General features: G+C 73.1%; 9 protein-coding genes. All 9 read right to left on the bottom strand.

From position 1 onward, the window contains the following. Positions 1-3: 3 nt before the first annotated feature. The 9 genes from ACP4J3_RS00215 to ACP4J3_RS00175 all read right to left on the bottom strand — a co-directional run bounded on the left by ACP4J3_RS00215 (position 4) and on the right by ACP4J3_RS00175 (position 13,089). On the bottom strand, positions 4-2,331 hold the full coding sequence (locus ACP4J3_RS00215; protein ID WP_426528994.1) for a VWA domain-containing protein: 2,328 nt from the start codon (positions 2,329-2,331) through the stop codon (positions 4-6). A 193-nt stretch (positions 2,332-2,524) separates the two neighbouring features. Beyond that, positions 2,525-3,079, bottom strand: a complete 555-nt coding sequence (locus ACP4J3_RS00210; RefSeq protein WP_426528992.1) for a Pycsar system effector family protein — start codon at positions 3,077-3,079, stop codon at positions 2,525-2,527. Beyond that, entirely contained in the window at positions 3,079-5,274 is a 2,196-nt protein-coding gene (locus tag ACP4J3_RS00205) for a hypothetical protein (RefSeq protein WP_426528990.1), read from the bottom strand. The genes ACP4J3_RS00210 and ACP4J3_RS00205 overlap by 1 nt, the downstream gene beginning before the upstream one ends. Further along, positions 5,267-7,795, bottom strand: a complete 2,529-nt coding sequence (locus ACP4J3_RS00200) for a hypothetical protein (protein WP_426528988.1) — start codon at positions 7,793-7,795, stop codon at positions 5,267-5,269. Before ACP4J3_RS00200 ends, ACP4J3_RS00205 begins: the two co-directional genes overlap by 8 nt. Then, entirely contained in the window at positions 7,792-8,640 is an 849-nt protein-coding gene (locus ACP4J3_RS00195; RefSeq protein WP_426528986.1) for a hypothetical protein, read from the bottom strand. Before ACP4J3_RS00195 ends, ACP4J3_RS00200 begins: the two co-directional genes overlap by 4 nt. Before the next feature lie 163 nt (positions 8,641-8,803). Beyond that, positions 8,804-9,538 carry a Crp/Fnr family transcriptional regulator gene (locus ACP4J3_RS00190; RefSeq protein ID WP_426528984.1) on the bottom strand — a complete coding sequence of 245 codons (735 nt, stop codon included), beginning with the start codon at positions 9,536-9,538 and terminating at the stop codon, positions 8,804-8,806. Positions 9,539-9,925: 387 nt separating this feature from the next. Then, entirely contained in the window at positions 9,926-10,825 is a 900-nt protein-coding gene (locus tag ACP4J3_RS00185) for a hypothetical protein (RefSeq protein ID WP_426528982.1), read from the bottom strand. A gap of 3 nt (positions 10,826-10,828) precedes the next feature. After that, complete coding sequence (locus tag ACP4J3_RS00180; protein WP_426528980.1) at positions 10,829-11,212, bottom strand: hypothetical protein; 384 nt, start codon at positions 11,210-11,212, stop codon at positions 10,829-10,831. Between the two features lie 32 nt (positions 11,213-11,244). After that, positions 11,245-13,089 carry a hypothetical protein gene (locus tag ACP4J3_RS00175; protein WP_426528978.1) on the bottom strand — a complete coding sequence of 615 codons (1,845 nt, stop codon included), beginning with the start codon at positions 13,087-13,089 and terminating at the stop codon, positions 11,245-11,247. Positions 13,090-13,274: the final 185 nt, after the last annotated feature.

Raw genomic sequence — 13,274 nt, 5'->3', positions numbered from 1 at the left:
CTGTCACAGGTACGAGGTGAAGGGGCTGTCGTTCCCGCCGTCACCGGACCCGGTCCGGGAACCGGCGCCGACGGCGGATCCGGCGGCGGGCGGCCTTCGGCGGGCGGTGCGGCCGGGCCGGGTGTCCTCGCCCAGGGCGAGGCTGAGGGTGTCGGTGAGCTGGACCTGGCCGCCCGCGGACAGGGGGGTGCGGCCGCCGGCCTTGGTGCGCAGCACCGCACCGCCCTCGCGGCTGCGCTGGACGGCGTACTGGCCGTGCGGGCGCCGTTCGATGCGCGGGCTGCGATGGGCCTCGACGACGCTGAACTCGTACCACTGCTTGTTGTTGCCGTGCCCCGCCGGGTGCTCGTTGAGGACGCGGCCGTCCTCCGAGACCAGTTGGAGCATCAGTCCGTACGGGTCCTTGCGGCGCTGCCGCAGCCGCCGCCAGGCGACGAGGGCCGCGCCGGCGAGCGCCAGCAGGACGGCGCCGGCGACGAACAGCCACCAGTACTTCTGCCAGACGCCCGGCTCCGGCGTGACCCGCACCGCGAGCGGCTCCCGTACGAGGGTGCGGTCGTCGTCGGTGGTGTCGGTGACCGTGACGGTGCCGGCGAGGTCGAGGCCGTCGTCGCCGAGCCGGTCGCCGAAGACGCCCTCGGGGGCGACCTCGACCGTGACGTCGCGGGTGCCGGACTCGCCGGGCTTGAGGGTGATCTCGGCGGGCTTGACGGACAGCAGCCCGTCCTTGACGTCGGCGACGGACAGCCTGAGGGTGTGCTCGCTGTCGGTGGTGTTGTGGACGGCGAGGCTGCCGGTGACCGTGTCGCCGGGGTTGGTGTCCGCGTCCGGCAGGTCGAGCGCGGCGGTGACGGGCAGTTCGCCGGGCGCCACGACGCTGTCCTCGTCGCGGGTGTCGGCGCGCAGGCCCGAGGCGGTCAGGGTGGCGCTCGCCCTCAGCGCCCCGTCGGCGTCCTCGGGGACGGTGACGGTGCCGGTGAAGGAGCCGTCGCTCGCCTTGGGGTCGGCGCCCTTGCCGCCGTCGGCGAGGTCGATGGCCAGTGGGGAGAAGCCGTCCCCGGTCAGCTCGCCGCGCACGCGCAGCCCCTCGTAGTCGCGCGGGTCCTTGATCTCGTAGCCCTCGCGGGTCTGCAGCCGCATGGTCACCGTGACCTTCTCGCCGGCCTGCGGCGAGGGCGGGTCCATGGTGATGGCGCCGCGCAGCTCGCCCTGCCACAGCACGCTGACGGCGACGGGCAGCGAGCGATGGCCCTCCGGGGCCTCGGCCTTGACCTTCCAGATGCCGGGCAGCGGGTCGACGATCTTCAGCGCCTCGACGGTGCCGGTGCCGCCCGCGAGCTCGAAGCGGGACTTCTTGAACGTCCCCGAGGTGGCGGGGATCTTGTCGCCGCTGGGGTCGATGTAGCTGATCTCCACCTCGGGGTCGCCCTTGTCGACGACGATGCTGCCGACGGTCGCGAGCGGGGAGATGCCGATCTCCAGGGTGGCCGGGGGCCGTTTGCTGGGGCCCTCCTCGTGGCGCAGGCAGTGCGCGGCGGCGAAGATCCGCTCCAGTGTGGTGCCGACGTCCTTGGCCCCGGAGACCTTGTGCGCCCTGGGAGTCGCCGAGGGCAGTTCGACGCAGCCCTTGCGGTATCCGCCGGCGGCGATCTGGTCGAGCTGCCGCTTGTCCGGGTCGGGCCCGAAGCCGAGCGGCCAGATCTGGACGTTGTTCGCGGCGGCGTCCTTCAGCGCCTCCTCGAGCTGCTTCTCGCCCTCGGCCTTGCGGTGCGCCGGGTCGCCGTACTTGGGGCTGTCCTCGACGTCCATCTTCCCGTCGGTCAGCAGGAACAGCACCCGGGGCTCCGACGGGTCGGAACCGTCGGTCAGGTCGTGCACGCCCTGCCGGATCGCGCTCGGCAGATCGGTGCCGGTGCCCTCGCTCTCCTTGCGGCCGCGCAGCTTGTCGACGCACTTGGCGACCGTCTCGCGGCCGGCCGCGTCCAGCGTGGTGCGCGGGCACACCGGGTCCACCGCGCGCTGGTCGTCGGACTCGGCGGCGGCGAAACCGAACACCGTGACGTGCGAGGACGAGGAGACGTCGCCGAGCGCGATCCGCTTGGCGGCGGCCTTCTCGGCCTTCATGTCGGCGGGCGCGAGGCTGGCCGACTCGTCCACGGCCACCGCGTAGTTGACCGCCGGGAACGCGGGTGCGGCGTCCGCCGCGGGCACCGGATCCTGACCGGCCGGTGCCAGCAGGGACACGAACACCGCGGCGCCGCCCAGCGCCGAGGCCGCGGCGCGGCGCGCCCGGGGCCTTCCTGTCTGCCGTCTTCCCGTGCCTGTTCCCACGGCCGTCCCCTCGGTCTTCTGGTCTGCGAAATGCGTGCGTGAGGTTGGTGCTTGCGGTGCTTGCGGTTCGTGATTCACGTGTGGCGTGTAGGTGGTGACGCACCGGCGTGCCGCCTGGTGCGTGTACCGGTCCTGCGCGGTGGTGCGTTGGCGTGTGTGCGGTGGTACGCGGGTCTCGTGTGCGCCCTCCGGATCAACCCGCGGTCAGCCCCCAGACGACGGCCAGGGCCGCCGACGGCGCGAGCGAGGCGACCCCCCAGCGGATGGCCCGGTACTTGGCGGACAGGATCGAGCTGACGTCCACGGCCTGGACGAGCAGCCACTCGGCCGGGTCCCGCCCGGCCTCGACGACCCGGGCGGACAGCCCCGCCAGGTCCCGGGAGGCCACCAGGTCCCCGAAGTACGTCACCCCGTCCCCGCCGCGGACCGTGCCGGTGCGCGGCATCAGCGCCGCGACCAGGGCGGCCACCGCGACGGCCCACAGCGCCCCGGACAGGGCCAAAGTCACGTCGGCGAACCCGCTCCAGGTGGGGGTGCCGCGCCACCCTGCCAGAAAGGCGGGCAGCGCGAGCGTCCCCGAGAGCAGCACGGCCGCCTTGGAGTCGGCGCGGCCGAGGTCCTCCCGGACGTTGGCCAGCAGCCGCTCGGCGACGATGCGCTCCCCCGCCCGGTCCGTGCAGTGCCGACCCCCGTCCGGCACAGGCACGACCGGGTCGGGGGAAGTCCGGGCCACCCCGTCGCCAGTCATCAGTCCTCCTCCGCCCAGGACCAGCCCTCGTCCTCACCACGCCGACGCCGCCGCGGCCGCTCCCACTCCCGCTCGCCGTCCGGCTCATACGGCTCCGGCCGATAGGTGCGAGCCCGACCACCGGCCCCCGCCCCATCCTCGGGGTCCCGCTCCGGGACCGGTCCCGCAGAGCCGAGCCGGTACCGAGAGGACCGCCGCCGCACGTCGTCACGGGGCACGCCGTAGTCGTCGTCCGGGTAGTAGGGCTCCGCCCGGTGGGCCCGACGCCCGTCGCGAGAGCGCGTGTTGTCGTCCTCGGGACCGGAATCCGCGCCCACGGAGAAGGACTCCGCCCGCAAAGCCCGACGCCCGTCACGGGAGCGTGGCTCGTCCGCCGGACCGGAATCCGCACCCGCGGAGAAGGGCTCCGCCCGGTAGGCCCGACGCCCGTCACGGGAACGCGCCCCGTCGCCGTAGTCGGAGTAGTCGGAATCCGCACCCGCCGCATAGGGCTCCGCCCGGAAAGTCCGGCGCCGTGCGGGGAAGCCTTGCTCGTCGGGCTCCGGCCGGTAGGCCCGCACTCGGGACGTGGCGGTCGGTTCGTCGAAGTCGGCCTCGTCGTGCGGGTCGTAAGGCTCGGCGCGGCGGGCCGGGCCGCGCCGGTCGTCGTGCTCGGCGTCGTCCGCCGGGTAGGGGGCAAGCCGGTGGTTCCGGCGGCTGGTGCGGGTGCCCGGTTCGTCGTACGCGGAGTCGTCGCCCGGGTACGGCTCCCCGCGGCCGGGGCCGCCAGGGCCGATCCCGCGCCGGTCGCTCCCGTGCCGGTCTGTTCCGCGCCCGTCGCTTCCGTGCCGGGCCGTTCCATACCCGTCCGTTCCGTGCCTGTCCGTCCCGCGCCGGTCGCCTCCGTGCCGGGCCGTTCCGTACCCGTCCGCCCCACCCCGGTCGCTTCCGTACCGGTCAGGGCCGCCACGACCGGTCCCGCGCTCGTCGGTCCCCCACCCGTCGTCGGAGCCCCTACTACCGTCGTCGGAGCCCCTCCCACCGGAGCCCCGCCCGCGATCGGCGCCCCTCCCACCGCCGTCGGAGCCCCTCCCGCCAGAGCCCCTTCCGCCGGAGCCCCACCCGTCATCAGTGCCCCGCCCACCAGAGCCCGGCCCCCCAGCACTCCTCCCGCCAGAGCCCCACCCGTCATCGGCCCCCGGCCCGCCGGAGCCCCGCCCGTCCCTCTCGGCCCTGGACGGTTCCGTTCGGTGCGGTGGGCGGTGGGGTGGTTCGTCCGAGGCCCAGTTCGGGTTGAACGGTGGGGCGGTGGGCGGCTCCAGTTCGCGGGGGCGGCGTGCGGGGACCGTGCCGATGGGGCCCACCATGGGGCGCCCGTCGCCCTGGTTCAGGAGGTTCAGGACCTGTGTCTCCACATCGACCGTGGCGAGTTCGCCGCGCGTGGCCATGGCGAAGAGCCGGGCGACCCGGTCCTTCTCGTCCTGCCTGCCCTCCTGGCGGATCTTCTCCAGGAAGTCCTTGGCCCCCTCCGGGTCGGCCGCCAGCATGAAGCTGAGCTGTTCCAGCTCCCCGCCCTGCAGCATGCGCCGGTACGACTCCTGCCGCAGCCGGATCATCTTGGCCTGGGCGTGCGCGTCCCGCTCCTCGTCGGCGTGCTCGATGGTCCGGTCGTCGACGCGCAGACGGACGTACAGCCGGACGCGCAGGCCGAGTTCGGAGCCCAGGTCGGCCCAGCGGCCCCCCGCGCACTCGCGCGTGATGGCACGGTTGGCCTGTTCCGCCTCCGTCACCCGGTAGGTCGTGGTGACCTCGCGCAGCCGCTCCAGCACTGGTGAGGTGAGGCGGTTGGCGACGTCGGTGACGACTTCGAGCGCGGCCAGATGAGGGTCCGTCACCGCCCACTGGATGTCCACCTCGGCCTTGAAGAAGGTCGTGCCGCCGGCCGCCGGCAACTCCATCTGCAGCGGGGTCACATAGGTGCCGAGCGCGATCTCGCAGATGCTGTGCGGTCGGGCCAACACCGGCTTGTCGACGTGCTGCACACCGGAGGCGCGCTTCACCGTGTAGCCGCCGTTCCGGTAGAACTGCACCACCGCGGACCGGGGACTCACCCTCGGATACCCGTCCGTCAGCGGATTGAAGTCCCGTACGAACGGACCCGCGGGCGCCGCCCCCGACTCCTCCGCGCCGAGCGCCCCGTCCTCGTTCTCAGCCATGCCTCTCCTCCTCGCGGGTGCTCTCCCGACGCGGCCTCTCCTCCGGATCGACGGCGAGCCACCACAGGTCGCGCGCCCTCGGTTCCGGGAGCGGCTTCTCCGGGTCGTTCATCATTCGGCGCAGCAGCCAGTCCAGCCGCCGCCGGTCGTGCTCCTCGGTGGCCAGCGCGGGCAGCAGCGCCGCGAGCCCCGGCCGGGTCCACTCGGTGCCGTCCTTGCGCTCGGCCGAGCGCAGCAGTTCCTCCAGCGCGTCCATCGCCACGTCCTTGGACCGGGCGGTGTTCAGCGCGGTCCACATCAGGTCGGCCATCGGCTCGACGAGTCCGGGCCGGATCGCGGCGAGGGCGAGCGAGACCGGCCAGTCCCCGCGGTCCCCCCAGGGGGAGGCGCTGTCGTCGAGCTGCGCGTCGGGGTCCATCAGCAGTTCGTCGACCGTCGTCAGGGAGAGCCGCACGGTGGCCGCCAGCCCCAGGTCCTGGTACGGCTCGCGCTTGTGGTGGGTCCACTCGGCCATCCGCGCCAGCACCTCGGCGGCATCCGGCAGCACCAGCAGCCGTACGACGTTGTGGGAGGCGACCGAGACCAGTTCCCCGTCGTCGCGGACCCCGATCCGCGCCAAGGCGTCCAGGGTGTCGTCCGTCGTGGCGGCGGCGTTGCCGTAGCCCAGCGCCCACGCCGCGGTCCAGCGCTGTGACGCGGTGCCCTTCCGGCTCCAGTCGCCGACCAGTCTGTGCACCGTCCTGCGGTGCGAGTCGTGGCCGGCGGCCTGGTCCAGCGTGGTGGCCGCGAAGATCAGCCGGCGGTTGGTGGTGGACTCGGCGAGCGGGCGGACCAGCTCGGTGTAGCCGTGGTCGAAGTCCCGTACGCACAGCTCCCCGGCGGCGACGGCGGCCCGCATCCACACCTGCGAGCGCGGATCGTCCGCCAGCAGCCGCAGCCAGCGCACCACCGGCGCCCGCACCGGGAAGTGCCGGTCCCACAGCTCGGTCAGCACCGCGGACGGCAGGGCGCTGCCGCGGTAGTAGATGAGCCGCGCGGGCACGTCGTGGCCGTCCACGTCGACCTTGCCGTCGCTCAAATGCGCACGCGAGAGCGCCACGTCGGCTTCCGGGTCGTCGCAGAACAGCGGGCGGGCCGGGGTGCTGTCGGGGTCGGACTGCACCGACAGCTCCCAGGTCAGCAGGTGGGCGGCGGCGGCCACGGCACTGTGCGAGGCGCCGCCGAGGACGGCGAGCGCGATCCGGAAGGCGACCGGGTGGAAGAGGGTGGCCGTCCCCGACCGCGCCCGCCCCAGGTCGGCCCGCTCCGCCTCCGCCGGGAGCGCGGTCAGCGCCCGGTCCACGCCGGCGAACCACTCCTGGGCCTGCCCGGCGGCGATGCTGCGGCAGCCGGACAGCAGATCGTCGTACGGGACGTCCCCCACCACGTGCCCGGCCAGCAGCGACGCCAGCAACTCGGCCTCGGCGGGGCGCAGATCGTCCAGCCCGACCGCCTCCGTGACCTCGTCGCCGCCCGCGAGCCGCTCCGCGCGGGCCAGCAGCTCGTCCAGCGGCGTGTCGCCCTCGCGCGCCTGGCCGGTACGTTCCTCCAGCCGCTCGCGCAGCCGGGTGGTGAGCAGTTCCCCGGTGGGCGCGGGCGGACAGAGCATCCCGTACCGCCCGGCGAGCAGCGGGTTCGCCGCCGAGCCGACGGTGACCACGATCACCGCGAAGGCCTCGCGGCGGGCCAGGGCCGCGGCGAGTTCGTCGAGGTCCATCTCGTCCGGGGGCAGCGCGTCGGGCCGGGTCAGGGACAGCTCCAGCAGATGGCCGGTGCCGCGCCACGCCTGGCCGCCGTCCCCGTCGAGCGTCTCGGCCAGCTGCCGGATGCCGCCTTCGGAATCGACTCGGCGCACGCGGTCGACGGGCTCGGGGCCGTCGGCCGTGGGTGTGGTGACCTCGTCGAGGAGGGAGAGCGCCGTGCTGGTACGTCCCGTGCCGGGCGCGGCGCCGAGGACGAGCAGCCGCCGGGCGCGCAGTGCGGTGCGCAGCCGTACGTACCCCTCCGGCTCCACATGCGCCCGGCGCAGCCTGCGCAGCTCGTCCTCGGGGACGGGGCCGCTGCGCAGGGCGCGGCGGGCGCCCAGCAGCAGGTTGATGTTGTCGCCGATGTGGGCGCGGTTGATGTACGAGCGGTCGATGCGGTTCAGGTCCCCGCCGACCTCGAACAGCGTCCGGACGGCCCGGCGGGTGCGGGCGGCGGCGGCGAGGTCGGTGGGCCCCTCCTCGCCCTCGTCCTCGGCGAGCGGGTCACGGGTGTAGGCCTTGAACCGCCCGGCGGCGCGCTCGCGTTCCCTCTCCCGCTCCTTCTCCTTCTCCGCCTCCTCGCCCTCGGCCTCGGCGGAGTTCTCACGGCCGGAGTCGCCGTCATCCTGGCCGTGCCGTTCCCTCTTGTCGTGCTTGTCGTCGTCGGACGACCGTCCCCCGGCGGGCTCCTCGGGGGCGTCGCCCCCCGCCCCGCCCGCCTGCTCGTCGTCGCTCACCCGGCTCGGCCCCTTCCCTTCCCGGCCTCGCGGCCGGTGTTCCGGCCGATGTGCACGTCGCCCTGGTACTCGTTGTGGTGGTTGTGGGCCAGGTCGCCGTTGACGTGGTACTGAATCCCGCCGCGAGCGGGCCGATGGCCGGACATCTCGTCGCCGATGCCCTCGAACTCCTCGCCGTCGTCGGCCTCGTCGTCGAAGTCGTCGTCGGCGGGCAGGGAACCGCCGACGGACGCCGGCTCTGCCCCGGGGATCTCCGGAGCCGGCCGTCCGGGAAGCCGGAACCAGGCGGTGACCTCGCCCTCCTTGAGCTCCAGTCGGGCCGGGGCGTAGTGCGCGGGCTCGATGAACTTGCCGCCGGCGCTGACCACGTCCTCGTACAGGGACTGTGAGGTCACCAGCACGAGATCGGCCTTCTCGGCGTCGAGCAGCTTGCGGGCGACGGAGGAGTCGGCCAGCCGGCAGGCGAGGTCGACGGCGCGTCCGCTGATGCCCCGCCCGTCGTGCCGGACCGGGCCGACGTGCATGCCGATCCGCAGCCCGAGGGGGGTGGCGAGGTCACGGTTCTCGTCCCGCAGCTTCTCGTGCACCTCGACCATCCACAGGCCGAGCAGCCGGCCGGCCGCGATCCGGCCCGCCACGGACACCAGCACGCCGTCGCCGCGGTCCTCCAGGTGCACGGCGTCCCTGCGGACCTTGGCGTTGGTGAACGCCGTGTCCAGCACCCGGTAGATCCGGGCGCGCATCCGCGGCTTGTCGACGTCGTCGTACTCGCCGGAGCGTCTCGCGTCGACGCTGATCACCAACTCGTAGTGCGCTTCGGGGAGTTCCGCTGCGTCGTGGTTCACCCGTGCCCCCTGCGTGTTCTGTTCGCTTGCCGAAGAAGGTGGTTCGTGGCTTTTCGTAGTGGTTCGTGCTGCCGAAAAAGGCCGGCTGGACTCAGGGTCGAGCCCGGAGTGAGAAGCGTCTGTAGCCGTTTACACACGGCGGGGCGTGGGTTTGCTCCTGTGCCTACTCCTGATGACCGTCCGCGAGGAGCGCGAGCAGCGCGGGGTCGAGGATCTCCACCATCCGGTTGCCGGTGCGCACGATGTGCTGGGTGCGCAGCAGCCGCAGGGCCTTGGCGACGGCTTCGCGGGTGGCCCCTATCGTGGCGGCCAGTTCGTCCTGGGCGAGCTGGACGACGGGGCCGGCGGTCGCGGGGCCGTTCGAGGGGCCCGCCGCGGACGGGACGTAGGGGCGGCCGGACGGGCCGGAGGGGTCGACTGCCGACAGTTCGACGAGCCGGCCGGCCAGGCGCTGGAGCACGGTGAGGGAGGCGAGCGCGGACCGCTCCTGGTCGGCGCTGCGGAGCCGGCCGGTGAGCTGACGTATCACCAGACCGCTCACCCGGGGGTGCAGGGCGAGAAAGCGACGGAAGGCGTCCCCGGATATGACCTGGGCCTCTATGGGGCCGAGCGCGCGCACGGTGGCGCTGCGCGGATGCTGGTCCAGCGCGGCCATCTCGCCGAGCAGTTCACCCGGGCCGCGCAGGCCGAGTATCAGCCGGGTGGCCCCTCGGTCCGTCACCACGGATACGGTCACCCACCCCTGAATGATGATCACGACGTGACTGGAACGGTCGCCCTCGGTGAGCAGATGCGCATCGGCCGGATAGCTCTTCCGATGGCCGAGAGCCATGACGCTCTCGCGCTCCTGGGGAGTCAGCGTGTGTGCGAACGCCAGCTCATTTCCGAGCAACCCCATGGCCAGTCCCCCGCCGCTGTCCCGACGCCTGGATTTTCGATGGGTGTTGATGGTGGCAGGGCGAAGGTCCACACCGAGTGGATTGCGCCATACCAGGGGTACTGGCCGGTAGTTGCGGAATGCCAGGTTGGTCGCCCGATCGCCAACCGCCCCTACCGCACCCCGGCCCTCGGTGACCAGCACAGGTGGTATGCACCACTCCAGCACCCGAAGGACCGGCTGTGAGGTCAGACACGTCGACCGAACAAGTCACCGAGCCCGTACCGGGATTCGGCCCATGAAGGGAGAGTTGGCGAGAAATCGGGTTTGGGCCGTGTGCGGGGTGATGGAGTGGTGGTGGCGAGGTGAGGGTTCTTGGAGTCGCGGACGGGGTGTCCGACGGCGGTCTCAGCTCGGCGTGAAGGCTGCCCTGGCGATCTCCAGCGTCTCCTGCGTGCGCGCCCAGTCGTCCGTCGTGCCGCGCACGACCATCGCGTAGAGACGGCCGTCGTCGGTCTGGAAGACCCGGTCGACGGCCCGCACCCGTTCGCCGATCTCCTTGCTGTCGTACTCGTAGACGAGTTCGCTCGCGTACGTCTCCTCCGGGACGGAGCCCCGGCTGATCTCGGTGAAGCCGGGCTGCCCGGAGAGGCTGTCGACGGCGACGTCGAGGGCGTCGTCGGGGGTGTAACCGGCTTCGACCACCTCGAAGATCTGCACCAGGCCGCGCTTGTCGGGCGAGGTGTAGAAGACGACGTCTCCGCCGTCCCGCGAACTGCGGGTCCAGCCCTCGGGGAGGACCGTGGAGAAGCCCGAGGGGTCGTCGACCGGCCGGTATCCGGCGGGCACCTCGGGTGACTCGGACGCGGCGGTGAGCGGGTCCTCGGAGGGTACGGCCGTGTCGGACGAGGCGTCAGGGGACGGCTCGGTCTCGTCGTCCTGGGAGACGCCGACGGTGCTGGACGGGACACCGCCCGCCTTGTTGCCCTCGTCGTCCCCCGCCACGTGGACCACCAGCCAGGTCGCCAGGGCGGTGACCACGACCGCCGCGGCGACCGCGGCGGCGATGACCCTGCCCCGGCGGCCACGCGGGTCCCCGGGCGGCAGGGAGGGCGGCTGCGGCCAGGTGGGCGGGGCGGCCGCGCCACCCGCCGGTTCCCCGTCGCCCGGCGCTCCTCCCCCGGGCCCCGGGGCCGTCGGCGGCCAGGCGGGCGGCGGAGGCGGAGCGGAGTGGCCGCCCGTTCCCACCTGCTCCCACGACTGCGTGTCCTTGTTCCACCGGACCTCGCCGGCGCCCCCGCCGCCCATCGCTCAGCCCCCGAGGAGTCCGGCCACGGCCGTACCGAGCGCCGTGGCGGACGTGATCGCGCCGAGGACGCCGCTCGCCGCCTCCAGGGCGGTCCGAAGCCGGTCGAGTACGCCGGGCTGGGCGCGTCCGGTGCCGGTCACCTGCTGCTCGGCCTCCTCCAGGCTCGCGGAGAGCTCCTGCGTCTCGGGCGTGACCGGGTAGCGCTTGAGGTCCTCGGCGAGATCGTGGACGGCCTTCAGCAGCGCCTGGTGCGCCGCGTCGGCCGGGGCCGACATCGACGTATAGCTGGCGCTGGCACCCGCACCGACCGCGATGCCGTTGCCGGTGACGGATCCCCCGACATACGTGCCGGAGCCCTGGCCGTCGCCCGTCGGCGGCTGGTTCATGTCATCCTCCGTTGCTGTTGCTCGCATGACTGCTACTTCGACCCGCCGGCGGTGCCCGACGACGACCCCGCGGACGGCTTGCCCGCCGTCGCGGTGGCCCTGCTGTCCTTGCCGATGGCGATCCCGCTGCCCTGGACCGAGCCCCCGACGAAGGTCCCGCTGTTGTTGAACACGTTGGTGACCTTCTGCTCGAACTCGGCGATGTCGTACCCCGCGTTCCACAGCGCCTGGCGCACCCCGCCCGCGATCCGGTCCTGGATGGACTTCAGATAGCGGGCGATGTCCATCTCCTGGAAGAGGGTCGCCTCGTCATCCGCGCCCAGCTCCCGCACGCAGACACCCGGCCCGTCCGGCAGCGTGTCCGCATGGACGCCGGTGGCCTGCCGCCACTGCTGGGCGACGGCGCGGACCAGGACGCGCAGGGCGTCGCCGGTGACGGCCGGGATACGCAGCAGCGCGAAGACGTAGCGGCCGAGACCGCCGCGGTGCAGATGCTCGTGGGCCATCCGGTCGGCGGTCGCGAACAGCGGGTTGACCGGCGGCAGCACATGCGGCGCGACCTCCAGCATCAGCATCCCGCCCTGGGTGTGGACGCGGACGAAGACGGTGACGACGATCTCCTCGTCCCAGCCGCCGACACGGACCCGCAGGAAGTGCCTTCGCTGCTCGCCGCCCTCCTCCACGGAGTCGGCGCGGTGCATCGCGTAGGTGTCCGGCGTGTACGGGAAGGCCATCCGGCCCGGCAGCCCCTCCGCGGGCAGGAACACGCACTCGTCCACGACGAGTTCGCGCAGCCGGTCGAGCACGGCGTCGGCGGCCTGCGGCGAACGGCGCGCCGAGGGCTCCTGAAGCTGCTCCACCAGCGGCCTGATCTTCTCCAGGACCGTGTGGTTGTCGAGCGGCTCCGCGGGCGTGGCCGTCGCCCCGGGCTTGGTGAGGGCGTCGAGCGGCGAGTCGCCGTCGCCCGTGTCACGGGGGCGGAGTTCGATGGAGAGGGACCACGGTTCGAACGGCACTCCCGCGCCGCGGAAGGGATCGGACTTCGCGTACAGGATCAGCGGCGCGTGCTGCTCCTGCCGGATGCGGCGGCTCAGTTCGCGGAACCGGTGGCCGGTCGCCGCCTCGGCGGGGTCGCCGGCGAGGTCCCCGAACCGCGCCTTGGACAGCTCGCCCGCGATGGTCCGCGCGACCTGATCGCGCTGCCCCACGCTGAGCAGCGCGAGCAGCAGCGGCAGCACGAGCAGACAGGCGGCGGAGACGCGGTCGCCCGACGAGCCCACGAACAGGTCGAAGAGATCCCCGAGGCCGTCGCCTTCCGACACGCCGAGGAGGCTGCCCCCGGAGCCGCCGTACGGATCGGACGCGTATTCGTCTTCGTCGGGACCGGAGATGAGCAGACCGATCAGGGAGTAGTACGCAAAGAACAGGGCGATACGCCCGTACCAGCGCATGACGAAGGCGAGGCCACGCCTGATCAGGGCGAACTGCGGGAAACTCGCGTCGAAGCCGCGGGCGCCGCTCAGCCGGCGGCCCAGCGCGATCAGCAGGATCGGCCAGATCACGATCAGGATGAGCTGCTTGGCGATCGCCGCCGCGACCACCCACAGGCCGATCATCCCGGCCGCCCACGCCACTTCCTGGCGGCGGGCCCGCAGGGCGTGGGCCAGGACGCGTGCCGCGTCGAAGCCGTAGGAGGGCGCGGCGAACCGCTCGCGATGCACATACAGCTCGTCGATCACCGCGTCGCGGAACCCGACGTGCATATACGTCCCGGCGCACAGCAGCCGGCACGCCTCGCTCCGCCACGGCTCGACCGGAGGGCGCGCTCCGGGTCGCGGCGCGTCCGCGCGCTGAGGCGGCAGGTGCGGCTGGGCCATGGATCGTCCCCCGATGCAGACCAATTGGTGAGAGGTAGTCAGCGCGTCGCCGCTGACCCCGGCCAACTACCCCACCCCACAGGGCGGTTGACCAGCCAGGATCGACCAGCATAGGCCACCCCTGTGACACCGGTCACCTGAATCGAGGGTAAGAACGCACGGATCCCCGGGCGGCTACGGCCACC

Source organism: Streptomyces sp. UG1 (assembly GCF_049974585.1).
GTDB lineage: Bacteria > Actinomycetota > Actinomycetes > Streptomycetales > Streptomycetaceae > Streptomyces.
This window is presented reverse-complemented; position numbering and strand designations above follow the sequence as displayed.